19 protein-coding genes and 1 pseudogene are annotated in these 22,883 nt (G+C 72.5%); 3 read left to right on the forward strand and 17 right to left on the reverse strand.

Translation table 11 applies throughout. The features are described from left to right. Positions 1-28: 28 nt before the first annotated feature. A pseudogene (locus AB0950_RS22550) lies at positions 29-1,308 on the reverse strand (alginate lyase family protein). 135 nt (positions 1,309-1,443) lie between these two features. Here AB0950_RS22550 and AB0950_RS22555 point away from each other — a divergent pair. Beyond that, positions 1,444-2,850 (forward strand): solute carrier family 23 protein, encoded by a 1,407-nt coding sequence (locus AB0950_RS22555; RefSeq protein WP_366779296.1) that lies wholly within the window; start codon positions 1,444-1,446, stop codon positions 2,848-2,850. Positions 2,851-3,013: 163 nt separating this feature from the next. Further along, on the forward strand, positions 3,014-3,700 hold the full coding sequence (locus tag AB0950_RS22560; RefSeq protein ID WP_366779297.1) for a DUF5995 family protein: 687 nt from the start codon (positions 3,014-3,016) through the stop codon (positions 3,698-3,700). A gap of 118 nt (positions 3,701-3,818) precedes the next feature. Here the strand turns inward: AB0950_RS22560 and AB0950_RS22565 are convergent, their stop codons facing one another. From AB0950_RS22565 to AB0950_RS22610, 10 genes are all read right to left on the reverse strand, one after another. After that, a complete protein-coding gene (locus AB0950_RS22565; RefSeq protein WP_360157570.1) occupies positions 3,819-5,516 on the reverse strand; it encodes an NAD(P)/FAD-dependent oxidoreductase in 1,698 nt (565 codons plus the stop codon). A 49-nt stretch (positions 5,517-5,565) separates the two neighbouring features. Beyond that, the gene (locus AB0950_RS22570) at positions 5,566-6,354 is read right to left on the reverse strand and encodes a carbon-nitrogen hydrolase family protein (RefSeq protein WP_360157747.1); all 789 of its coding nucleotides are present in this window, start codon (positions 6,352-6,354) and stop codon (positions 5,566-5,568) included. Between the two features lie 214 nt (positions 6,355-6,568). After that, entirely contained in the window at positions 6,569-6,952 is a 384-nt protein-coding gene (locus AB0950_RS22575; RefSeq protein ID WP_360157567.1) for a DUF742 domain-containing protein, read from the reverse strand. Positions 6,953-6,959: 7 nt separating this feature from the next. Continuing rightward, the gene (locus tag AB0950_RS22580; RefSeq protein ID WP_360573877.1) at positions 6,960-7,397 is read right to left on the reverse strand and encodes a roadblock/LC7 domain-containing protein; all 438 of its coding nucleotides are present in this window, start codon (positions 7,395-7,397) and stop codon (positions 6,960-6,962) included. Further along, positions 7,387-10,191 (reverse strand): nitrate- and nitrite sensing domain-containing protein, encoded by a 2,805-nt coding sequence (locus AB0950_RS22585; protein ID WP_366779298.1) that lies wholly within the window; start codon positions 10,189-10,191, stop codon positions 7,387-7,389. Before AB0950_RS22585 ends, AB0950_RS22580 begins: the two co-directional genes overlap by 11 nt. A 94-nt stretch (positions 10,192-10,285) precedes the next feature. Further along, entirely contained in the window at positions 10,286-11,749 is a 1,464-nt protein-coding gene (locus AB0950_RS22590; protein ID WP_360157558.1) for an HAD-IA family hydrolase, read from the reverse strand. A 14-nt stretch (positions 11,750-11,763) separates the two neighbouring features. After that, positions 11,764-12,834: an ABC transporter ATP-binding protein gene (locus tag AB0950_RS22595; protein WP_360157555.1), complete on the reverse strand. Its 1,071-nt coding sequence runs from the start codon at positions 12,832-12,834 to the stop codon at positions 11,764-11,766. A gap of 5 nt (positions 12,835-12,839) precedes the next feature. Further along, on the reverse strand, positions 12,840-13,661 hold the full coding sequence (locus tag AB0950_RS22600; protein WP_361990188.1) for an ABC transporter permease subunit: 822 nt from the start codon (positions 13,659-13,661) through the stop codon (positions 12,840-12,842). Next, on the reverse strand, positions 13,646-14,545 hold the full coding sequence (locus AB0950_RS22605; protein WP_360157549.1) for an ABC transporter permease subunit: 900 nt from the start codon (positions 14,543-14,545) through the stop codon (positions 13,646-13,648). Before AB0950_RS22605 ends, AB0950_RS22600 begins: the two co-directional genes overlap by 16 nt. Then, positions 14,542-15,702, reverse strand: a complete 1,161-nt coding sequence (locus AB0950_RS22610) for an ABC transporter substrate-binding protein (protein WP_366779299.1) — start codon at positions 15,700-15,702, stop codon at positions 14,542-14,544. Before AB0950_RS22610 ends, AB0950_RS22605 begins: the two co-directional genes overlap by 4 nt. Positions 15,703-15,906: 204 nt before the next feature. On the opposite strand from AB0950_RS22610, the gene AB0950_RS22615 reads away from it, so the two are divergent. Continuing rightward, positions 15,907-16,647 carry a GntR family transcriptional regulator gene (locus AB0950_RS22615; protein WP_360157543.1) on the forward strand — a complete coding sequence of 247 codons (741 nt, stop codon included), beginning with the start codon at positions 15,907-15,909 and terminating at the stop codon, positions 16,645-16,647. Between the two features lie 92 nt (positions 16,648-16,739). On the opposite strand, the gene AB0950_RS22620 is transcribed toward AB0950_RS22615, so the two are convergent. The 6 genes from AB0950_RS22620 to AB0950_RS22645 all read right to left on the reverse strand — a co-directional run bounded on the left by AB0950_RS22620 (position 16,740) and on the right by AB0950_RS22645 (position 22,840). Then, positions 16,740-17,192: an Lrp/AsnC family transcriptional regulator gene (locus AB0950_RS22620; RefSeq protein WP_030343799.1), complete on the reverse strand. Its 453-nt coding sequence runs from the start codon at positions 17,190-17,192 to the stop codon at positions 16,740-16,742. 27 nt (positions 17,193-17,219) lie between these two features. Continuing rightward, positions 17,220-18,707, reverse strand: coding sequence for an amino acid permease (locus AB0950_RS22625; RefSeq protein ID WP_366779300.1), 1,488 nt, complete (start codon positions 18,705-18,707; stop codon positions 17,220-17,222). A 318-nt stretch (positions 18,708-19,025) separates the two neighbouring features. Beyond that, positions 19,026-20,468, reverse strand: a complete 1,443-nt coding sequence (locus AB0950_RS22630; RefSeq protein WP_360157538.1) for a GuaB1 family IMP dehydrogenase-related protein — start codon at positions 20,466-20,468, stop codon at positions 19,026-19,028. A 133-nt stretch (positions 20,469-20,601) separates the two neighbouring features. After that, positions 20,602-20,940, reverse strand: coding sequence for a barstar family protein (locus AB0950_RS22635; RefSeq protein ID WP_360157535.1), 339 nt, complete (start codon positions 20,938-20,940; stop codon positions 20,602-20,604). Further along, positions 20,937-21,344, reverse strand: coding sequence for a ribonuclease (locus AB0950_RS22640; RefSeq protein ID WP_360574030.1), 408 nt, complete (start codon positions 21,342-21,344; stop codon positions 20,937-20,939). Before AB0950_RS22640 ends, AB0950_RS22635 begins: the two co-directional genes overlap by 4 nt. 452 nt (positions 21,345-21,796) lie before the next feature. Beyond that, positions 21,797-22,840, reverse strand: coding sequence for a sugar-binding domain-containing protein (locus AB0950_RS22645; RefSeq protein ID WP_360157529.1), 1,044 nt, complete (start codon positions 22,838-22,840; stop codon positions 21,797-21,799). Positions 22,841-22,883 lie beyond the last annotated feature (43 nt).

Consider the following 22,883-nt stretch of genomic DNA (forward strand, 5'->3'; position numbering starts at 1 on the left):
CGCTCAGAAGCCCTGGCCGATGACCTGTTCAGCCCGCGATGGAGTCCAGCTGCTCGGCGGCCGGCCGCAGCGCCCACAGGTCTCCCCCGGGCGGCGCCTCCAGCTTCGCCACGGCCGCCCGGGCCGCCGGGTCCCCGGCGTCGGCCGCCGCGTGCACGACGTCGGCGGCCGCGTACCGGTGGAACTCCAGCTCCGGGTGCGGCCACGCGGCGGCGCCGGTCGCGGCCGGCAGCAGATAGTCGACCGCCTTGAACAGGCTCTGCCCGTCCGGGCCTTCGTACGCCCACAGGTTCACGCCCACGTGCCGGCCGATGGCCGCGAGCCGGGTGTAGGCGACCAGGTCGAAGGTGGAGTAGTGCCAGCTGCGCGTGCGGGCGAGTTCCTGCGGCTGGCTGCCGTCTCCCGCGATCTGCGGGTCGATCCGCCTGGCGCGTGCGTCGAGCACGGTCCGCCGGGCCAGGGCGGTGTCGCCGGTGGCGTAGGCGAGCGCGGCGAGCTGCATGTCGTAGAAGGTGCCGTGGTTGTTGGCGGCGGCGCCCTCCTCCTTTCCGAAGGCGCTGTTCTTCAGCCAGTCCAGGAAGTCGGCGTTCCACTTCTCCATCGCCGTGCGGTCCCCGGCGCTCCAGCCGGGGGCGCCGGCGGCGAGGAGTGCCTGGGCGTGAGGACGCTGGTGTACGACTGGGAGAAGTCGATGATGCCGATGGCCCGGCCGTCGTACTTGCAGGGGATGAACTGGGCGTGGTTCAGGTCGGGGTTCATCCGGGTGGCCGGGTCTAGGAACCAGGTGCGCAGGATCTGCCCGGCCTTCTCGGCGTAGGCCCGCTTGCCGGTGTAGTACCAGGCGAGCGCGAGGTCGTACGTGGAGTCGAAGACCTTCTCGGCGTCCTGCCGGTCCGTGCCGCTGTCCACCTCGGGGTTGCGCTGCCCGTCGCGCTGGACGTAGGGGCAGCCCCAGGGGTTGTCGGCGGTGGGGGTGGTCGTGGGCCACCAGTAGGGGGCCTGGCTCAGGTACTCGTGGACGTCGCCGCCGGGTGCGGGCCGCGGTTTGTCGACGACCGTCCAGGGGCCCTGGTCCAGCCAGGTGTCGGCGCGGGCTGTCAGATCCCGCAGCGCGCGCTGGAGCAGCGGGTCCCGGCCCAGGCGGGCGCGGGTTCGCTGGAGGCGGGCACCGTCAAGGACGGCGGTCCGCGGCACCTTGGGCACGGCCTGCGCGGACCGGGCGTACGCGGCCTGCGCGGACGGGACCAGCACGGCGGTGAAGGTCACCACCGCGGCCAGCAGCACGGCCACGCGGGGTCTTCCGCTCATCGAGCACTCCGATCATCCAGTGGATCAGATATGTGAACACAGTTCATGAGTGGGACCGTGTGAGCGTAGAACCGCTCGTTACCCCTGACAATGGTTCGGACCGTCTTCACGTACGTAAGAAAGCGAAACCCCACCATGGACCTCGGCGTGCGCTGGAAACTGCACGGTGACGGGCGCACGCCCGCGCCCGGAGCGGTGGTACGCCCCGACGAACGGCTCTCCTGGCCCCGCACGGTGGGCCTGGGCGCCCAGCACGTGGTCGCGATGTTCGGCGCGTCCTTCGTCGCGCCCGTACTGATGGGCCTGGACCCGAACCTGGCCATCATGATGTCGGGCGTCGCGACCGTGATCTTCCTGCTCGCCACCCGCGGACGGGTGCCGAGCTACCTGGGCTGTTCCCTGTCGTTCGTGGGTGTGGCCGCCGTCATCCGCGCCCAGGGCGGCACGAGTGCCACGGTGACCGGCGCGGTGTTCGTCGTCGGCGTGGTGCTGTTCCTCGTGGGGCTCGCGGTGCAGCGCTTCGGGGCGCGGATCATCCACGCGGCCATGCCGCCGATCGTCACCGGCGCGGTCGTCATGCTGATCGGCTTCAACCTCGCCCCGGTCACCGCCTCCACCTACTGGCCCCAGGACCAGTGGACCGCCCTGCTGGTCATGCTGTTCACCGGGCTGGCCGTGGTCTGTCTGCGCGGCTTCTGGTCCCGTATCGCGATCTTCCTCGGGCTGGTCTTCGGCTACGGCATCTCCTGGGCCTTCGACCGGATCTTCGGCAGGATCCACTCCATGAGCCCCGGCGGCAAGGTCACCGACCACTGGCGGCTCGACCTCTCCGGTGTCTCCAAGGCCGACTGGATCGGGCTGCCGCATTTCCACGGGCCGTCCTTCCAGTGGTCGGCGATCCTCGTCGCGCTGCCGGTCGTCATCGCCCTGGTCGCGGAGAACGCGGGCCATGTCAAGGCGGTCGGCGAGATGACCGGCGACCCACTGGACGACAAGCTCGGTACGGCGATCTCGGCGGACGGCATCGGATCCATGCTGTCCACCGCGGTGGGCGGCCCGCCGAACACCACCTACTCCGAGAACATCGGCGTGATGGCCGCGACCCGCGTCTACTCCACCGCCGCCTACTGGGCCGCCGCCGGCTTCGCCCTGCTCTTCGGCGTGTGCCCCAAGTTCGGGGCGGTCGTGGCCGCGATCCCGGGTGGTGTCCTCGGCGGCATCACCGTGATCCTCTACGGCATGATCGGCCTGCTCGGCGCGCAGATCTGGCTGCGCGCCAAGGTGGACCTGCGCAACCCGCTGAACCTGGTGCCGGCCGCCGCGGGCATCATCATCGGCGTCGGCAACGTGAGCATGAAGTTCACCAGCACCTTCTCGCTCAGCGGCATCGCCCTCGGCACCCTGGTCGTCATCACCGGCTACCACGCGCTGCGCGCCTTCGCACCGGCCCACCTGAAGACGCAGGAACCGCTGCTGGACGAGGGCACGTCCGCCTACGACACACAGGCCGCCGACCCGCAGGCACCGCGCGCCAAGCCGTAGGACCCACGACGGCAGGAAGGGTGCGGGCCGCGCCCGACGGTGCGGCTCCCCCTCGCGCGTCCGACCGCCCTCGCATCCGCGCCGCGGCGGTCCGTTCCCCCGTTCCGGCGAAGCACCGGGACGGCGGGCGCGCCCGCCGTCCCGGGCCTGCGACCCTTCCCCCATGGCGCAGTTGGAACACCTCACCACTCCCGTCGACGCGGTCGTCTCCCGGATGCGCGCCCTCGACGCGACGCTGCCCGAGCGGGACGGCGTCGCCGTGTTCAACCGCGTCTACCTCACCGTCACCGAGGAGATCGACCGGCGCGTGGACACCGGGGCGTTCCCGGACCCGCGCGCCGCGATCGCGCTGGACGTGCGGTTCGCCGAGCGCTATCTCGCGGCGGTGGACGCGGCCGCCGCCGACCGCCGACCGCCCGCCTGCTGGCGCCCGCTGTTCCAACTGCGCCGCCACCCCGGGGTACGGCCGCTGCAGTTCGCCCTCGCCGGCATCAACGCGCACATCGGGCACGACCTGGCGCTCGCGGTGGTGGACGCCTGCCGCGCCCTCGGCTGCGAACCGCCCGATCTGGAGGACGAGTTCGACCGCGTGGGCGATCTCCTCGTCGCGCTGGAGGAGCGCGTCCGCGAGGATCTGATGCCGGGCCCCGACCAGCTCCAGCTCGCCGATCCGCTCACCCACCTGCTGGGCTGCTGGAGCCTGGAGCGGGCCCGGGACGCCGCCTGGGTCGCGGCCCGGACCCTGTGGACGCTGCGCCACTGCGGCGACATGGCCGAGGAGTTCACCGAACGGCTGGACGCCGTCGTCGGGTTCGCCGGGCGGATGCTGCTGACACCGCTCACCGACTGACCCGCCCGGATGCCGTCCCCGTCTCCGGCGGCGCACGGAATCGGGCAGCGGGAAAAGGCGCGGGCGGCCGGAGTCCGACTCCGGCCGCCCGCGCCTTGGTCCTTGCTCGTTGTTCCGGTCAGTCCTCGGGCAGCTCCACAGGGGCGATCTCGTCGTACACGTCACCCGGGCCGGGGTTGGCCGGGTCGCTCTCGCCGCCGAGGTGGTGCATGACGCCCCAGACCGCGTTCAGCGCGGTCTGGACGGCGCCCTCGGCCCAGCCGGCGGTCCAGGAGATGTCGTCGCCGGCGAGGAAGATGCCCCGCTTGTCCTCGGGCAGCCGGTCCTGCATGAAGTGCGTGAACAGGCGGCGCTGGTAGCGGTAGTGGCCGGGCAGGTTGGCCTTGAACGCGCCCATGAAGTAGGGCTCGTTCTCCCAGGAGACCGTCACCGGGCTGCCGATGATGTGCTTCCTGATGTCGACCTTCGGGTAGATCTCGCCGAGCGACTTCAGCATGACCTCCATCCGCTCGTTCGCGGACAGCGGCAGCCACTTCAGGCTGTCGTCGCACCAGGTGTACGACAGGCAGATCACGGCGGGCTCGTCCGGGCCGTTGTCGAGCAGGTAGGTGCCGCGGGTCATGCGGTCGGTGAGCGTCATCGACATGACGTCCCGGCCGGTCTCCTCGTCCTTGTCCAGCCAGAACGGCCGGTCGACGGGCACGAAGAGCTTGCTGGACTCCATGTAGTGGGTGCGCTCGATCGCGGTCCAGTGGTCGATCGGGAACAGCGAGTCGTCGCACTCGATCTTGGACAGCAGCATCCAGGACTGGGCGGTGAAGATCGCCGCCTTGTAGGTGCGGATGTCGCCGTTCGCGTCCGTCACCGTGATCCGGTTGCCGGCGGTGCGGTGCAGCCGGGTCACGGCCGGGCGCGGCTCGCCGTCCACGTGCAGGGACTTCAGCGAGGTGCCGTACGGCCAGTGGACGATCTTCTCCGGCTCGCGCTCCCACAGGCGCAGCGGCAGCTGCTGCGAGCCGCCGACGATGCCGCGGTGGTGGTCGTCCGCCTCGGTGTAGACGACGCGCAGGATCTCCAGGATGGAGTTCGGGAAGTCGGTGTCCCAGCCGCCCGTGCCGAAGCCGACCTGGCCGAAGATCTCGCGGTGCCGGAAGGACTTGAAGGCCTCCGAGTCGCAGAGGAAGCCGTAGAAGGTCTGGTTGTCGAGCTTCTCGACCAGCTTCGACCAGATCTCGCGGATGCGCGGGACGTCCCGCTCGCGCATGGCGCGGTTCATGTCGGAGAAGTCGGCGCCTTCCTCCAGGCACTTGTTCCAGGCCTCGGCGACGTCCCGGTACACCTGGGGCAGGTCGTCGATGGTCTCGGCGTAGTGCGACTCGCCCTTGAGGTCCACGACGGTCGAGGGGGTGGCCTCGGCCAGCGGGTTCGGGAAGGGCCTGGTCTCCAGGCCGACCATGTCGATGTAGTGCTGGAGGGCGGTGGAGGACGGCGGGAAGCGCATCGCGCCCAGCTCGCAGTTCAGCGACTCGTCGCAGCCGTCGAAGCCGACGGTGCGCAGCCGGCCGCCGATCTGGTCGGCCTCGTAGACGACGGGCTTGAGGCCCATCTTCATCAGCTCGTACGCGGCCACGATGCCGGACAGGCCGCCGCCGATGATCGCGATCTCGGTGCCGTGCTCGGTCGCGGGTATCTGGCCGAGGCCCGCCGGGTGGGCGAGGAAGTCGTCGTAGGCGTACGGGAAGTCCGGGCCGAACATGGTGATCGGCGGCTGCTGCTCGTCGGTGTGCTCGACGGCGTTGGGCACCGTGGACGTCATGGGGTACGGACTCCTTGCGCGGGGGGTGACTCGGGGAGGGCTGTGGGGTTCAGACGAGGGACCCGTACAGACCGGGGCGGCGGTCCATCAGGTACGGGTTCGCCTCGCGGGAGGCGGCCAGGAAGGCGGGGTCGACGTCGGCGACCACCAGTTCCTCGCCGCGGCCGGCGCGGGCGCGGGCGATGCCGTCGGGGCCGGCGAGGGCGGAGAGGCCGAAGAACTCGAACTCGCCCTCGTGCCCGACCCGGTTGACGTACGCGACGTACATCTGGTTCTCCCAGGCGCGCACCGGCACCATGGCCTCGGCCACGAACTGGAACGGGTGCATGTTCGCCGTGGGCACGACGAGCAGGTCGGTGCCGGCCAGGGCGTGGGCGCGCGCGTTCTCGGGGAACTCGACGTCGTAGCAGATCATGAGGCCGACGGTCAGGCCGCCCAGCCGGGCCTGGACGAGGGACTGCTCGCCCGGCGTGAAGTGGTCGCGCTCGGCGCAGCCGAAGAGGTGGGTCTTGCGGTAGTTCGCGAGGCGGGTGCCGTCGGCGGCGATCAGCTGGGCCGAGTTGTACACCGTCTCGCCGTCGCGCTCCGGGTAGCCGTAGGCGATCGCGATGCCGTGCCGGGTGGCGGTCTCGGCGATCGCGTCGGCCGAGTCGCCGTCGGCGGGCTCGGCGAGGCGCGCGATGGCGTCGCCGATCGCGTACCCGGTCAGGAACATCTCCGGTGCGGCGAGCAGCGCGGCGCCCGCGGCCGCGGCACGGCCCGCGGCATCGTCGAGGACCTTCAGGTTCTCGGCGACGGAGCCGGGGCGGCCGGAGCTCTGGAGCAGGGCGGTGCGCATGCGGGGTCCTCACCGGAAAGAGGCTTGTCGGGGGGCGGCCGCGACGTTTTTCGGGGCCATGAAGAAGGTACGGTCGGCGCGCTCGGCCGGACAAGAAGGAGCCGTTGCGCGTCCGTGCGCGGTTTGTTGCGTACGGCGGGCCTGGGACGGCGATTCGTTGCGCACACCGGCGGCGTGCCCCGGGCCTGGGCGCCGCTGACCGGGCCCCGGCCGGCTACAGCTCCTTCAGGCGCTCCATGATCTCCCGCAGCAGCCCGGGATCGGTCGCCGGGTCGTCGCCGGCCGGGTGGCGACGGGGGGCGTCGATGCGGATCAGGCCCGCCTCGGCCAGGTCGCCGAGCAGGACCCTGAGGACGGTCAGGGGCAGATCGGCGTCGGCCGCCAGCTCCACGACGGGCCGCGGGCCGCGCCGGACCAGCTCGAGCAGGGCGGCACCGGCGTGGTCGACGGCCGGTGCGGGCGCGCCGGTGTCCAGCGCGGTGACGCGGGACATCAGGTCGACGGCGAGGGCTGCCGAGGGCCGCGTACGGCCCCTGGTCACCGTGTAGGGGCGCACCATCGGCCCGGTCTCGTCCTCGTACCAGTGCTCGTCGCTCACCGCGGGATCATCTGGCGGTGCGGGCGGCCGCGTCCAGGTGACGGCCGAGGCGGCGCACGAGCAGGGCCATCTCGTGGGCGAGCTGGCCGACATCGGTGCCGGCCTCGCTGAGGACGGCGAGCCGGCTGCCGTGCCCGGCCGGGGTGATGAAGAGGTAGGCGTCGTCGAGCATCACCATGGTCTGCCGCACCTCGCCCGCGGCGAACCGCTCCCCCGCCGAGCGGGCCAGGCCGTGGAAACCGGAGCAGACGGCGGCCAGGTGCTCGACGTCCCGCCGGCGCATCCCCTCCGAGGTGCTGAGCGGCAGGCCGTCGGCGGTCAGCAGCACGGCCTGGCGCACATGGTCCGTGCGCGCCACCAGGTCGTCCAGCAGCCAGCCGAGGTCCGTGCCGAGCCCTGCGGCCGACGGCTCCTGCGGCTCCGGGGTGCGGTCGTCACCGTTCATGATCGGCGTCGGTCCCTTCGTCGGGGTGGCTGGTCAGGGGTTCGGGGTCGGGGTCGGCGAGCGCGTTGTGGGCGGGGGCGGGTTCATTGGCGGATCCGGGGCCCTGGCCGGGTGCGGAGGGGCGGGCGCGGGTTGCACCGTCGCCCGCGCCCGCCGGCGGGAGCCGCCGTTCCGTCGGCCTGCGGGTGCCGGGATCTCGGGCCGTCGCGTCCGCCGGCCCGCTGATGCCGGGCCCTTGGGCAGCCGCGTCCGCCGGCGCCTCCCCGCTCACCGGCAGGCCCTTGCGGCCGCGGTCCAGGCCCCGCTGGAAGGCGCCGAAGACCGCCCGCATCTCCTCGGCGTCGAGCCGCGTCCCGGCGCCGTTCTCCGGAGCCGCCGGCTGATCCCGCAGCTCCCGCGCGAGAGAGGCCTGCCGGGTCCGGGTGGGGAGGGCCGGCGGGCGCACCGGCGACTCGGACACGGCCTGACGGCCGGGGGCGGGCGGGGTCGCCGGCCGCTGTCCGGGCGCGGGCACGGACGTCGGCCGCTCCCCGGGCGCCGATGAGGACGCTGACCCTTCACCTGGCGCAGGCAAGGACACCGGCCGCTCTCCGCGCGCGGGCAACGACGCCGAGCGCTCCCCAGACCCGGACATGGACGCCGGCCTCTTCCCGACCGACGGTGCCGAACCGGCACGCGAAGCGCCGCCGGCTCCGGTCGCCTGCCCGTCCTGCCCACCTCCCCGCTCACAGCCACCCGGAGACGACGGGCTCCGGGTCACGCCTCCGGCACCCGGTGCCGGCACGGACGCGAGCCGTTGCCGTGAGGAAAGGGCCTCCGCGGGCGCGACGGTCGCACGCCTCCTCGGCGGCAGCTCCCGTACCGCCGCCCCGGGTGTGCGCGGCTCGACCGGTGCCAGTACCGCATCCGGCAGGAGCACCACCGCCGTCGTACCGCCGTAGGGGGAATCGCGCAGGCTCACCTCGATGGCGTGGCGGGCGGCGAGGCGGCCGACGACGTACAGGCCGAGGCGGTCGTGGCGGGTGGGGTCGAAGGTGTCGGGGTCGGTGAGGGTGGCCTGGGCCCGGGCGCGGGCTTCGGTGTCGAGGCCGAGGCCGCGGTCGTCGATCTCCAGGACGAAGCCGCCCCCGGCCCGCCCGGTGCGCAGGGTGACCTGGGTGTGCGGGGGCGAGAACACCGTGGCGTTCTCCAGGAGTTCGGCGAGGAGGTGGACGACGTCGGCGACGGCGTCCGCCGCCACGCCGGTCTCCGGCATCGGCGGCACCACCACGCGCGCGTAGTCCTCGATCTCGCCGACGGCCGAGGCGACGACGTCCGCGACCGGCACGGGCCGGCGCCAGCGGCGGCCGGGTGCGGCCCCGGAGAGGATGATCAGGCTCTCCGCGTGCCGGCGCATGCGCGTGGTCAGGTGGTCGATGCGGAACAGCTCGCGCAGGACGTCGGGGTCGTCGGTGCGCCGCTCCAGGGTGTCGACGAGCTTCAGCTGCCGGTGCACCAGCGCCTGGTTGCGGCGGGCGATGTTGAGCAGCACCGCGAACAGGCCCCGGCGCAGGGTCGCCTGTCTGACGGCGGCCTCGACGGCGGCGAGCCGCGCGGCGTTGAAGGACCGGCCGACTTGCCCGATCTCGTCGTCGCGCACCTCGTCGGCGGCCAGCGGCGGTGCCTGAGCCGCCGCGTCCACCTCCTCCCCGGCGCTCAACCGGCGCATGACGTCCGGAAGCTGACGCTGCGTCAGTAGATCGGCCGCGTCCCGCAGGGTCTCCAGGCGCCGTGAGACGCGCCGCGCGCCGCGCACGGCGAACCACAGCGACAGTCCTGCGGCGGCGAGGCCGGCCACCCCGACGACGGCGGCCTTGGTCAGCTCCCGGTAGGCGAAGGCCCGGCCGCGCGCGGCGGAGTTCTCGGCGGAGCGCGTGCACAGCCGCATGTACCGCTGCACGGCCCGGTCGGTGGTGGACCGCCAGGTCCCCGCCGCGACGGCCTTCCCGGCACCGGCGGCCCCGGCCCGCAGCAGCGCGTCCTCGCCGCGCACCAGCGAGCCGTACAGGTCCCCCCGCTGGAAGTCCTCGAACAGCGCGCGCGAGTCGGCGGGCAGGTCCGGTACGTAGGTCCTCTGGAAGACCCGCCGGTCCTCGATGGTCGCGGTCAGCGTGCCGTACTGCCGGCCGGTCAGCGTGCCCGCCGCCCGCGCCCCGGCGACCAGCGCGTCCTCGCGGGAGACGAACTCGCGTACCCGCACCAGCTCGATGACGACCTGTGCCTCGCGGGCGAGCTGTCCGGCCTGCAGTGCGGTGAGCGTGGACTGTACGTCGAAGCCGGGCTCCACCAGCGCGCTGTAGTCGTCCACGGCGCGGTCCCAGGTGATACGCCGGGACAGCACCCGTGCGCGCAGCCCGTCCAGCTTCCCGGTGGCCGCGTCCATGGCGTCCAGCGCCTGCCGCTGCCGTGCGGTGAGCCGGCCGCGGCCACCGCCCCGGATCGCCTGCCGCATGGCGTCCACGGCCCGGTCGGTACGGCGCTGCTGTTCCAGCAGCCGGCCGGCCGTCGCCGTGTCGAGGCGGGCGCCGAGGTAGGCCGCGGACATCCGGCGCTCGATCTGGATCTGCCCGACCGCGGTGTCCACGGGGGTGCCGAAGTCCTCGTACACCCCCTGGAGCCGGATCAGCGCGCGGGTCTCACCGGTGACGGACCACATGGCGAAGCTCCACAGCGCCATCAGCGCGACGGCCGGCGCGAGCGCGAGCGCCACGATCCGCGTGCGGACGGTGGTGGGACGGCCGAGGGGCCAGCGCATGGGGCACCTACCGGTGTTACCAGTGAGTAGAAAGTGCGGCACAACCTACGGGACGCCACCGCGTACCGCAATGGTGACCTTCGGTAACTCCCGGTCAGGCGCGCCTCGGCGGCAGCGCGAAGGTGGTGAGGACCGCCGCGTGGTCGGAGGGCCAGTCGTTGTCCGCGACGTCCGGCCAGGGCCGCGGGCTGCCGGTGACGAGGGTGCGCGCGTCCCGCACGGTCAGGCCCCGGTGCAGCACGTAGTCGATCCGGTCCTGCGGTTCGGGCCGGCCGCTGCCGTCCTCGTGCACCGGGTGGACCGGCGACCAGGTGTGGCCGGGCTCGGCGGCGGGGTCGGGGTGGGCCTGGCGGTAGGAGTCGGCGAAGCCCGCCTCCTCGGCGGCCCGCGTCACCGGCCAGGCCACGTCCGGCCAGTCCAGGTGGGAAGGGCAGTTGAAGTCGCCGACGAGGACGACCGGGACGCCGTCGCGCGAGGTCTCGGCGATGCGGTCCAGCGCCTCCCGCATCTGGCTCAGCCGCAGCTCCTCGTGGGCGATCAGCTCGGCTGCCGGCAGCCCGTCGAAGACGGATTCGTAGGGGCCGTACGGCGTGTAGTGCAGGTGGGCGGTCCACACGTCGACCTCGCGGCCGGGCGCCACGGCGATCCGGACACCCGCGGCGCCGTAGAAGCCGACACCCGGGTCGCCGAGGCGGGCGGTGATGGGGTGGCGGCTGATGACGCCGAGGTTCTCGCCGGCCCGGTGGTGGTGCCAGCCGAGCGCCTCGGCGAGTTCCTGGGCGGCGGTGCCGCCGGTCTCCTGGAGTCCGACGACGTCGGCGCCGCTGTCCAGGATGACCTTGAGCTGCTTGGCGCGGTGGTCGTCGACCTCGCTGCCGCCGAGCCACAGGTTCCAGCTCATCACCCGCAGCTCGGGCTCGATCATCCGCCGCAGTTCCTCGATCGTCACCCCGGCGAGGCTGTCCCGCACGGTCCGGCCGGGCGCGGCGCCGATCGGTGCGAGGGACGGCACGGCGAGGACGGCGCAGCCGGCGGCCTCCGCCGACGCCACACCGGTCTCGGTGTCCTCGACGGCCACGCAGGCGGCCGGGTCGACGCCGAGGGCGCGGCAGGCGGCCCGGTAGGGGTCGGGGGCGGGCTTGGTGCGGGCGGTGTCGTCGGCGGTGACGGAGGCCGCGAAGCGCTCCGCGCCCAGGGCGTCGAGGACGATGCCGGCGACCGCGCGCGGGGACGCGGTGACCAGGGCGACGGGGACGCCGTGGGCGGCCAGCGCGTCCAGCAGGTCAAGGGCGCCGGGGCGGGGCACGATCCCGGTGCGGACCCGCTCGGCGAACTCCCGGTGCAGGCCGGCCGCGAGTCCGGCGGCCGGCCGGCCGGTGGCCGCCGCGAGCCAGGCGGCGGTGTGCTCCACCGGGCGGCCGAGCACGTCCGGCTGGTCGGCCTCGGTCAGCGGGCGTCCGGCGACCTGCTGGACCGCCTCCCACCACAGTCGCTCGGTGTCGACGAGCGTGCCGTCCATGTCGAACAGAACCGCCTGGAGGGCGGTGTGGGGGGTCATGTTCGGGTTGTTCCTCACTTCTGGGTGCGTTCGGCCACGAGCACCGGCCGCTCCGGCAGGGACAGGCCGACCGGGGTTCCGGCGCCGAGCGCCGCGGCCTCGTGGGCGGGCAGGTCGGCCTTGGCCTCGGTGCCGTCGGCGAGCCGTACGGTGACGCGGACGACCGCGCCGAGGAAGGCCGTCGCGACGACCCGGGCGCCGCCCTGCTCGTCCGGGCGCACATGGACGGCCTCGGGCCGCACCAGCACGTCCACCGGGCCGTCGGGCGCCTCGCCGTCGGCCGGCAGCCGCTGCCCGAGCACCTCGGCCGTGCCGTCCTTCAGCTCGCCCGGGATCCGGCTCATGGTGCCGACGAACTCGGCGACGAACGCGGTGGCGGGGCGGCCGTACAACTCGGCGGGCTCGGCGCACTGTTCGAGGCGTCCGGCGCGCATCACGGCGACCCGGTCGGCGACGGACAGCGCCTCTTCCTGGTCGTGCGTCACGAACAGCGTCGTGATGCCCAGCTCCTGCTGGAGCCGGCGGATCTCCTCGCGCAGGGTGAGCCGCACCTTGGCGTCCAGCGCGGACAGCGGCTCGTCGAGCAGGAGCACGCGCGGGCGCAGGGCCAGGGCGCGGGCCAGCGCGATGCGCTGCTGCTGGCCGCCGGAGAGCTGGTGCGGATAGCGCTCGCCCTTGTCGGCGAGCCCGACCAGGTCCAGCAACTCGGCGGCGCGGGCGCGCCGTTCGGCCGTACGGACGCCGCGCATGCGCAGCCCGAAGGCGACGTTGTCGACGGCGTTCAGGTGCGGGAAGAGGCTGTACGACTGGAAGACCATGCCGGCGTCGCGGCGGTGGGCCGGGACGTGGGTGACGTCCTCGCCGTCGACCAGGACGGCTCCGGAGTCGGGGTGTTCGAACCCGGCGAGCATGCGCAGGGCGGTGGTCTTGCCGCAGCCGGAGGGGCCGAGCAGGGCCAGGAGCTCCCCCGGGCGGACGGTCAGGTCGAGCCCGTCGAGGGCGACGGTGGGGCCGAACTCCCTTCGCAGAGAGCGGAATTCGACGGTAGTGGCCTGGGTGCGGGTCTCGGGCAGGGTGGCGGTCATTCAGGTCATCCCCGGGGAGGAGCGGTTCGGGTGCGTCCGCCGCCGGCACCGGCGAGCGCGAGGAGCAGGGCCCAGGTGACGAGCAGGCTGAGCACGGACACGGCGACGGACATCTGGGCCTGCTCGCCGCCGACGTCGTAGATCCACACGGCGAAGGGCGCGTAGCCCAGCAGGTGGGAGACCGTGAACTCGCCGAGGACCAGGGCCAGGGTGAGGAAGGAGGCGTTCAGCAGGGCGCCGCGCAGGTTGGGCAGCACGGCACGCACCAGGGCCTTGGGCCAGGAGGCGCCGCAGCTGCGGGCCGCCTCGGCCAGGGTCCGTACGTCGATGGCGCGCAGGCCGGCGTCCAGGGCCCGGTAGACGAACGGGAGGGCCATCACGACGTAGGCGAGGACGAGCACGAGGGGGAAGCGGTCGTTCTGGACCACCACGAACGTCTCGAACAGCGGCGTGCGGGACAGATGCTCCGGGCCCCACTTCAGGACGGTGGCGATCCCGGCGACGAACGCGATGGGCGGTACCACGAGCGGCAGCGAGCACACCACCTCCACCACGGGACGCAGCCGGGGCGCGCCGAGCCGGAGGGCTACCACGGCGGGCACCGTCAGCAGCAGCACGACCGCGACGGTGGCCACGGCCAGCTCCAGCGAGAGCAGCAGGCTGGAGACGAAGCCGTCGGCGGAGAGGATCTTCGTGTAGGCGTCGAAGGTGAGGCCCTGGCCGGGCACGTCCACCGTGAAGACGACGGAGGCGGCGAGCGGCACCAGGAAGTACAGGGCGGCGAGGCCGAGGACGGCCCAGCGCCACGGGGTCAGGCGTCGAGCCATCGGGCGCTCCTTCGCTGAAGGGGCAGGTACACGGCCATCACCAGGCCCGCCACCAGCACCATGTCGAGGCTGAGGGCGAGGGCGACGTTCTCCTGGCCGACCAGCACGTTGCCGGACAGGGCGTCGGCGATCTGCAGGGTGACCAGCGGGACCGCGCTGCCGACCATGGCGGCGGCGGTGGCGTAGGCGGAGAAGGCGCTGCCGAACAGCAGCACCAGGCCGCCGAGCAGCGAGGGCGCGAGCACGGGCAGCGCCACGTGCCGCCAGTACTGCACGCCGGTGGCGCCGTTGTTCAGCGCGGCCTCGCGCCACTGCGCGCGCAGGCCGTCCAGCGCGGGGGTGATGGTCAGGACCATGAGCGGGATGAGGAAGTACAGGTAGACGAGGACCAGGCCCCAGAAGCTGTAGAGGTCCCAGCCGCTGTCCTTCAGGCCGAGGTGCACGGTGAGGACGCCCGCGTTGCCGAGGGTGGCGACGAAGGCGAAGGCCAGCGGCACGCCGCCGAAGTTGGCGAGCACGCCGGAGGCGGTGAGCACGGCCTCGCGCAGCCGTCGGGAGCGGGAGGAGACCACGGCCTGGGCGAGCGGCAGGCCGATCAGGGCGCCGAGCGCGGCGGAGATCGCGGACAGTTTGACGCTGCCGAGCAGGGCGGTGAGGTACGGGCCCTGCAGGGAGGCCGTCATGTTGGCGCCGGTGTAGGTGGTGGCGCCCGTGGTGGCGTCGTCGACGGAGAAGGCGCCGCCCACGATGGCCAGCGCGGGCAGGCCGAAGGCGACGGCGGTGAACGCCAGCAGCGGTGCCACGGCGAGCCAGCCGGGGGCGCGGCGCCGCCGCTTGTGTGAAGCGACGGGCGCCACGTCCGCGCGGGGGAGGGTGGCGGTCATCCGGAGACGGCCTTCCCCCAGCCCTGCGCGATGACCGTCTTGGCCTTGCTCTGCTGGGCCTCGGTCGGGAAGGACGGCGTGCCGGTGACCTCGGGCAGCTTGGCGGCGGCGGTCTTGTCCAGCGTCCCGGCCTTCTCCATGGCGGCCATCAGGGCCGGGCGGGCGTACCCCTTGAGCCACAGGTTCTGGCCCTCGGTGCTGTACAGGTACTCCTGCCACAGCCGGGCGGCCGCCGGGTGCGGGGCGTCCTTGCTGATGGCCTGGGAGTAGTACTGGGCGTACTGGCCGTCGCTCGGGATGGCGACCTTCCAGTCGAGGCCCTTGGACTTGAACTCGTCGGCGTAACCGGCGTTCAGGTAGTCCCAGTCGATCGAGATCGGCGTCTCGCCCTTCTCGACGGTGGCCGGGGTGGACTCGACGGGCGTGTAGTTGCCGTTCTTCTTCAGCTTGGCGAAGAAGTCCAGGCCGGGCTGGATGTCGTCGAAGGAGCCGCCGTTCGCGAGCGCCGCCGCGTAGACGCCGCCGAAGGCCGAACCGGACTTGGTGGGGTTGCCGTTGAGCGCGACCTGGCCCTTGTACTCGGGCTTGAGCAGGTCCTTGAAGCTGGTCGGGCACTCCTTGACCCGCTTGGCGTCGCAGCCGATGGAGACATAGCCGCCGTAGTCGTTGTACCAGCGGGCCTGCGGGTCCTTCTGAGCCGCGGGGATGCCGGCGAAGGAGGCCACCTTGTACGGCGCGAGCAGGCCCTGCTGGGCGGCGCTCAGCGCGAACGAGGAGCCCAGGTCGAGGACGTCGGGGGCGCGGTCCTGGCCCTTGCGGGTGGTGACGGCGTTGATCTCGTCCTGGCTGCTGCCGTCGGGGCTCTCGTCCTGGATCTTGATGCCGTACTTCTTCTGGAAGCCGTCGATGATCGCGCCGTAGTTCGCCCAGTCGCGGGGCACGGCGATGATGTGCAGCGTGCCTTCCTTCTTGGCCGCCTTGACCAGGGCGTCCATGCCGCCGAAGTCGGCCGCGGAGGTGGCGGTGGCGGCGTTCTTGCCGTCCTTGGTGGTGGTCGACGCGTTGTCGGGGGCGGCGCCGCAGGCGCTGAGCGCGAGCGCGGCGACGACGGCGATGCAGCCGCCGAGTGCGGCGTTTCTCGGCAGGGACACGATCACGGTCTCTCCAGGGGGCGCACGAGGGTTGCGGAGAACTTGTCTGAACAAGTTGCGTCACAGTACGCCCGCTCACAGTGTCCTGTCTGTAAACGGGAGCGAAACTCTGGGCCCTGGTTGGCTGCACAATCCAGACCCTGGCAGATCACGCTCAGGTCTCGATTAGGCTGGTCACGCTGTGCACAGTGACCTGAGCAGAGGGGAAGCATGACGGCGCGACACGAGGAGATCGCCGACGAGCTGCGGCGGGCGATCGACCGCGAGGAGTACGCGGTCGGCAGCCGGCTGCCCTCGGAGTCGGAGCTGGCCGCGCACTACGGCGTCTCGCGCGGCACGGTCCGCCAGGCCGTCGCGGCCCTGACCGCCGAGGGGCTGATCGGCTCCCGTCAGGGCGCCCGGCGCGTGGTCCTCGCCAGCCGCCGCAGCCAGAGCTTCGAGGAACTGCGCAGCTTCGCCCAGTGGGCCCGCGCGATGGGCCGCGAGGCCACGGGCCGCGTGGTGGCCCAGGAGTACCGCCCGGCGACCCACGAGGACGCCGTACGGCTCCAACTGCCCGTCGGTGCCCAGGTGTTGCACGTCCTGCGGGTGCGCGGCCTGGACGGCGAACCGGTGCTGCTGGAACGCACGGTGTACGCCGACTGGATCGCCCCGGCGGTCGCGTCCATCGAGCCCGACTGCCCCTCGGTCACCCAACGCCTCTACGACGACACGGGGTTGGTCTTCGCCTACGGCGAGCACATCATCGACGCGGTCGCCGCGGGCGCCCAGGACGCCGAGCTGCTGGGGGTCCGCCGCACGAGCCCGCTGCTGCGGGTACGGCGCGTGACGACGACACGCGAAGGACGCCCGGTGGAATGGTCGGACGACCGCTACCGCTCGGACGCGGTGAGCTTCAGCGTGCACAACTCCATTGATAACAACGCGCTGGCCAGAAAGACGGCGGAATAGAAGCGCCCCGAAGGGGCCCGGGGAACCGCGCGACAAGCCACGGACGACCCGCACCCGGCATACGGCGATCCGCCCCCAGCCGGAATCCGCCCCTACCCCGGCGCCCCGGAGGAAAAACGCCGCAGCAACGGCGACAGCACCAGCACCGACTTGGTCCGCTCCACGAACGGTTCCCCGGCGATCCGCTCGAGCACCCGCTCGAAATGGCGCATGTCGGAGGCGAAGACCTGGGCGATCGCGTCCGCGTCCCCGGTGACGGTGGACGCGGCCACGACCTCCTGGTACCGCTCCAGCCCCCGCTGAATGGTCTCCGGCGAGGTGTTGCGCCGGCAGTAGATCTCGATGTACCCCTCGGTCTCCCAGCCGAGCGCCGCCGGATCCACCCGGACGGTGAACCCGGTGATCGCTCCGGTGGCCCGCAGCCGGTCCACGCGCCGCTTCACCGCGGGCGCGGACAGGCCGACCATCTGCCCGATGTCCGCGTAGGACCGGCGGGCGTCCTCGGCGAGGGCGTGCACGATGCGTTCGTCGAGATCGTTCAGCACTGGGGGTGTTTCACTTCTTCGGTCAGGTCACTTCGCTGCCGTCGCCGCGACGTCCTCACCGGCCGCGAGACGGGAACGGCGATAGCCGTACAGGAAGTAGAACACGAGCCCGACGGCCATCCAGACACCGAACACGATCCAGGTGACGGTCGACAGGCTGCCCATCATCCACACGCAGAAGGCGAAGCCCAGCGCGGGCAGCACCGGCGACAGCGGGACGCGGAAGGTGCGGTTCATGTGCGGGCGGGTCCGGCGCAGCACCACGACCGCGATGTTGACCAGCGCGAAGGCGAACAGCGTGCCGATGCTGGTGGCGTCGGCCAGCTGGCCCAGCGGGATCGCGGCGGCGAGCACCCCGCAGAACACCGAGACGATGACGGTGTTGGCGCGCGGAGCGCCGGTCTTCGGGTTGACCTTGGCGAAGATCTTGGGCACGAGTCCGTCGCGGGACATGGCGAACAGGATGCGGGTCTGGCCGTAGAGCACGGTCAGCACGACGCTCGCGATGGCGATGACCGCGCAGAAGGCCAGCAGGGTGCCCCAGAAGCTCTGCCCGGTGACGTCCTTCATGATCTGGGCGAGCGCGGCCTCGGAGTCGTTGAAGGTCCGCCACGGCTTGGCGCCGACGGCGACGGCCGCGACCAGCACGTACAGCGCGGTCACGATGACCAGCGACAGCATGATCGCGCGCGGCAGGTCGCGCTGGGCGTCCTTCGCCTCCTCACCGGCGGTGGAGGCGGCGTCGAAGCCGATGTACGAGAAGAACAGCGTGGCGCCGGCCGCGCTGACGCCCGCCATGCCGAGCGGCATGAAGTGGGAGTAGTTGCCGGACTTCAAGCCCATGAAGCCGATGGCGCAGAACAGGATGAGCGCGGCGATCTTCACGCACACCATGACGGTGTTGGCCCGCGCGGACTCCTTGGCGCCACCGAGCAGGAACAGCATGGCGAGGAGCACGACGATCAGCGCGGGCAGGTTGAAGACGCCGCCGTCGCCGGGCGGGGCCGACAGGGCCTGCGGGATGGTGACGCCGATGGTGCCGCTGAGCAGCTCGTTGAGGTACTCGCCCCAGCCGACGGCCACGGCGGCGACCGAGACGCCGTACTCCAGCAGCAGGCACCAGCCGCAGACCCAGGCGATCAGTTCGCCCATCGTTGCGTACGCGTACGAGTACGAGGAACCGGAGACCGGGATGGTGCCCGCCAGCTCGGCGTAGGACAGGGCCGAGAACAGCGCGGTGAGACCGGCGATCACGAAGGAGAGGGTGACGGCCGGGCCCGCTTTCGGGACGGCCTCGCCGAGGACGACGAAGATGCCGGTGCCGAGCGTGGCACCGATGCTGATCATGGTCAGCTGCCACAGCCCGAGGGAACGCCGCAGCGTTCCTCCCTCGCCGTGGCCGCCCTCCGCGACCAGGCGTTCCACGGGCTTGCGCCGCATGAGGCGCGCGGCGACGCCCGGGGACGCGGGGGCGGTCGCTGTGCGGTCGTGCGGGGGTGCGCCTTGATCGAGCACGCGCTGGCTCCTTCTCGCTGCCGTCGGTCACATGGGACGGGCCGGCGCCTTTGCCGGGCCTCGTGGAGGGGACCGAGGGAGCCTGCGGACGGCAGGAACCATCGAGCGGGGTCCCCGCCACGCCACGTACAGCGCAGCACCTTACGGGGGTGGCCTTCACGGACGTAATGCAGCAACCTTGCGCGTCCCCGCATGATCATTGCGTTCCTCGGGCCGGAATGACAAATCGTTGTGCGCCCGCTGACGACCCTTGCACGGCAACGGCCCCCGTCCTCCCGGCGGGCGGGGGGAACGGGGGCCGTGCGGAGGCGGGTGCGATCAGTTCCAGCTGGCGTGCAGCGGCTTGCCCTCCGCGTAGCCGGCCGCGCTCTGGATGCCGACGATGGCCTTCTCGGCGAACTCCTCCAGGGTGGCGGCGCCGGCGTAGGTGCACGAGGAGCGGACGCCCGCGATGATCGAGTCGATCAGGTCCTCGACGCCCGGGCGGGCCGGGTCGAGGAACATGCGGGAGGTGGAGATGCCCTCCTCGAACAGCGCCTTGCGGGCACGGTCGTACGCCGACTCCTCCGAGGTGCGGTTGGCCACGGCACGCGCGGAGGCCATGCCGAACGACTCCTTGTACGCACGGCCGTTGGCGTCGTGCTGCAGGTCGCCGGGCGACTCGTACGTCCCCGCGAACCAGGAGCCGACCATCACGTTGGACGCGCCGGCCGCGAGCGCCATGGCCACGTCGCGCGGGTGGCGGACACCGCCGTCGGCCCACACGTGCTTGCCGTACTTCTTCGCCTCGGCGGCGCACTCCAGCACCGCGGAGAACTGCGGCCGGCCCACGCCGGTCATCATGCGGGTGGTGCACATGGCGCCGGGGCCCACACCGACCTTGATGATGTCCGCCCCCGCGTCGACGAGGTCCTTGACGCCCTCGGCGGAGACGATGTTGCCCGCGACGACCGGCACCTGCGGGTCGAGCGCGCGCACCAGCCTGACCGCGCTGATCATCGACTCCTGGTGGCCGTGCGCGGTGTCGATGACGAGCGTGTCCACGCCCGCGTCCAGCAGCTGCTTGGCCTTGCCGGCCACATCGCCGTTGATGCCGACGGCGGCGGCGATCCGCAGCTTGCCGTCGGCGTCGACGGCCGGGGTGTACAGGGTGGCGCGCAGCGCGCCCGTGCGGGTCAGGATGCCCGCCAGCTTGCCGTCCTTGTCGACGGCCGGGGCGTAGCGCCGGTTGTGGTGGTCGAGGGTGTTGAAGGCCTCGCGGGGGTCTATGTCCGCGTCGAGGAGCAGCAGGTCCTTGGACATGACCACTTCGAGCTGGGTGAAGCGGTCGACGCCGGTGAGGTCCGCGTCGGTGACGACGCCGACGGGCCGCTGCTCCTCGTCGACGACCACACCGGCGTTGTGGGCGCGCTTGGGCAGCAGCGCCAGGGCGTCGGCGACGGTCTGGTGCGGGGCCAGCACGATCGGGGTGTCCAGCACCAGGTGGCGGCTCTTCACCCAGGAGATGACATCGGTGACGACGTCGATCGGGATGTCCTGCGGGATGACCACCAGGCCGCCGCGCCGGGCCACCGTCTCGGCCATGCGGCGGCCGGCGATGGCGGTCATGTTGGCCACGACGAGCGGGATGGTGGTGCCCGTGCCGTCCGGCGAGCTGAGGTCCACGCCCTGACGGGAGCCCACCGCGGAGCGGCTCGGCACCATGAACACGTCGTCGTACGTCAGGTCGTACGCGGGCTGGATGTCATTGAGGAAACGCACGTGCTGCACATCCCAGTCGATCAGAGGTGACCCCCCGACGGGTGCGCCGGGGGGAAAAGAGCACGTACTTCATTGTCCCATGTCGGGGTGGCCGGCACGCCCCGACGGAACGTCCAGGGTGCGCGCCGATCACCTAGGCGGATCCTCCAAGGGCCAGCACGACGGCGAGAGCGGGCGTGCGGTCCACGGCCTCGGTGAACACGTCCTGGGCGGTCCGCCACTCGCCCGGATTCGCCTCGGCGTACGGCTGCCAGCCGCGCACGACGATCAGCAGCCCCTGTTCGACGGCGCCCTCCGGCCAGACCGTGTGGTCGGCGAGGGAGTCGGCGAGCGCGTCCCAGTTGCGGCCGAACCAGTCCGGCAGCGTCAGGGCGCGGGCGGCGCGGTCCATCAGACCGGCCTTGCCGGTGACTCCGCCGAGGTCCAGGTCGACCACGAGCCGCCCGGTCAGATCCGTCAGGTCCCCGCTCATCTCAGCACCGCCCGGAAGGAGTTGTAGTGATCATCGGTGTAGTAGATCTCCCCGCCCTGGCCGGTGACGATGCGCCGGGCACCGCGGTCGCCGGAGCCGGGCGTCGGGACGGTGTACTCGTGGTAGTAGCCGCGCGGATGCTTGGGCAGATGCCCCTCGAAGTTCCCGAAGACGACCCCGTCCCTGGCGTACGGGAAGGGTCCGCCCTTGTCGATCAGCACGAGCGTCCTGCGAGCCTCGGCCGGCAACTGGGACGCGTTGACGGTGCCCATCCCCCGCGCCCACACCGGCGCGGACGCGCTCGCCCCGGACGCGTGCGTCCCCGCGCTCGTCCCCGCCCCGGAACCGGACGAGCACCCCGCGAGCACCAGCACGAACAGGCCGGCCAGCAGCGCCACGAGCAGGCGCGACAGGGCCGATGTCAGTCCGGGGGCGGGGGGCGAGGCCGGGGATGGTCCGGGCGTACGGGGCGGCGTCGGCGACGGTCCGGGCGGGCAGGCCGGCCCCGGAGACCCTGCGGACCCGGGGAGCGACGTCAGGGCTGGTCCGGCCGTTTGGTGCGGTACGAGGGACCGTCTGGGCCTGTGGGTGACGAACCGCGGCAACATGCCGACGATGCTGCCACGGCCGTCCCGCGCCCACGGCGCCACGACCCGCCGGGGCCGGCCGCGACGCGCTCGCCGTTCCCGGCCCGGCCACGCGATCACCACCGGGGTTCACCATGGCCGCCGGCCGCGCCGTCCCGCGGACGCGCGACGAGTACTGCCCCCGCTCGGGAACGCCGCCCCGCCTCGCGACGTACGGGCACCGCCCCGCCAACACCTCCCGTGCTCCCCCACCGGTCGCCGTGGTCCCGTCAGTGGCCGTCGGGGTCCGCTCGGCTGAGGGCCGGCTTGGGGGTGGGGCCCGCCGTCATCAGGTAGTCCGCCGCCGACGTGTCCGTGACCAGGCTGGTGACCAGCCCGGAGCGCAGGACCGCGTCGATCGCGGCCGCCTTCCGCTGCCCGCCGGCGATCGCGACGACCTCCGGGATACGGCGCAGCTGATCGGCCTTGACCGTGATGCACCGCTCCCCCAGGTCCCGCCCGATCCGGCGTCCCTCGGCGTCGAAGAGGTGCGCGGCCATCTCGGCGGCGACACCGAGCGAGGCGTAGTGCGCCCGCTCCTCGTCGCTGAGCATGTCGTGGACGGTCGAGATACCCGGCTCCCAGGAGCCGATGGAGACGCAGGCGACCGTGACCTTGTCGAAGTACTCGTAGGCCCGCGCGATCCCGGTCTGGTTGCGCAGCGCCGCGGCGGTGGCCGCGTCCGGCAGCAGCATCGGCGCGTAGATCGGGTGGGCGTCGCCGCCCGACACCTGGGCCGCACGCCGTACGGCCTCGACCGAGCCGCGCTCCGAGGTACCGGCGTCGTACACACCCGTCAGCTGCACCACCGTGCACGGCGGCAGCCGGTCCAGCGCCGCCGCCATGTGGATCGTGGACCGGCCCCAGGCCAGCCCGAGCACGTCCCCCTCGTTGACGAGCTCGCCGAGCAGGTCGGCGGCGACCTCGCCGAGGTTCTCGGGGTCGGGGGTCTCCTCGGCGTCGGCCGGGGACTCGACCACGACGGCGTGCCGCAGGCCGTAGCGGGCGCGCAGCGCGTCGGAGCGATCGGCGTCCAGCTCGGCCGGGACACGGATCTCGATGCGCACGAGATCCCGTTCGAGGGCCGTCTCCAGGACCCGGGCCACCTTGAAGCGGCTGACGCCGAACTCCTCCGCGATCTGGATCTTGGACTTGCCCTCGAGGTAGAAGCGGCGGGCCATGGCCGCCGCCTGCACCAGCTCAGCGGGTCCCATCCGCATGGCTGACCGGCCCGCCGACATACCCGACACGGCGATCTCCTCACTGCTGTTCACACTCTGGATTCGCCGTTCATCCTTGCAGATTCGGCGCTGGTGA

This window comes from Streptomyces sp. NPDC007189 (genome assembly GCF_040703635.1).
GTDB lineage: Bacteria > Actinomycetota > Actinomycetes > Streptomycetales > Streptomycetaceae > Streptomyces.

Excerpts from the sequence above, each read along its gene's own strand:
- AB0950_RS22595 (WP_360157555.1), bottom strand. The coding sequence starts at position 12,834 with ATGACCGCCACCCTGCCCGAGACCCGCACCCAGGCCACTACCGTCGAA.
- AB0950_RS22615 (WP_360157543.1), top strand. The coding sequence starts at position 15,907 with ATGACGGCGCGACACGAGGAGATCGCCGACGAGCTGCGGCGGGCGATC.
- AB0950_RS22600 (WP_361990188.1), bottom strand. The coding sequence starts at position 13,661 with ATGGCTCGACGCCTGACCCCGTGGCGCTGGGCCGTCCTCGGCCTCGCC.
- AB0950_RS22555 (WP_366779296.1), top strand. The coding sequence starts at position 1,444 with ATGGACCTCGGCGTGCGCTGGAAACTGCACGGTGACGGGCGCACGCCC.
- AB0950_RS22570 (WP_360157747.1), bottom strand. The coding sequence starts at position 6,354 with ATGCGCACCGCCCTGCTCCAGAGCTCCGGCCGCCCCGGCTCCGTCGCC.
- AB0950_RS22565 (WP_360157570.1), bottom strand. The coding sequence starts at position 5,516 with ATGACGTCCACGGTGCCCAACGCCGTCGAGCACACCGACGAGCAGCAG.
- AB0950_RS22605 (WP_360157549.1), bottom strand. The coding sequence starts at position 14,545 with ATGACCGCCACCCTCCCCCGCGCGGACGTGGCGCCCGTCGCTTCACAC.
- AB0950_RS22580 (WP_360573877.1), bottom strand. The coding sequence starts at position 7,397 with ATGAACGGTGACGACCGCACCCCGGAGCCGCAGGAGCCGTCGGCCGCA.
- AB0950_RS22590 (WP_360157558.1), bottom strand. The coding sequence starts at position 11,749 with ATGACCCCCCACACCGCCCTCCAGGCGGTTCTGTTCGACATGGACGGC.
- AB0950_RS22635 (WP_360157535.1), bottom strand. The coding sequence starts at position 20,940 with ATGAGCGGGGACCTGACGGATCTGACCGGGCGGCTCGTGGTCGACCTG.
- AB0950_RS22585 (WP_366779298.1), bottom strand. The coding sequence starts at position 10,191 with ATGCGCTGGCCCCTCGGCCGTCCCACCACCGTCCGCACGCGGATCGTG.
- AB0950_RS22560 (WP_366779297.1), top strand. The coding sequence starts at position 3,014 with ATGGCGCAGTTGGAACACCTCACCACTCCCGTCGACGCGGTCGTCTCC.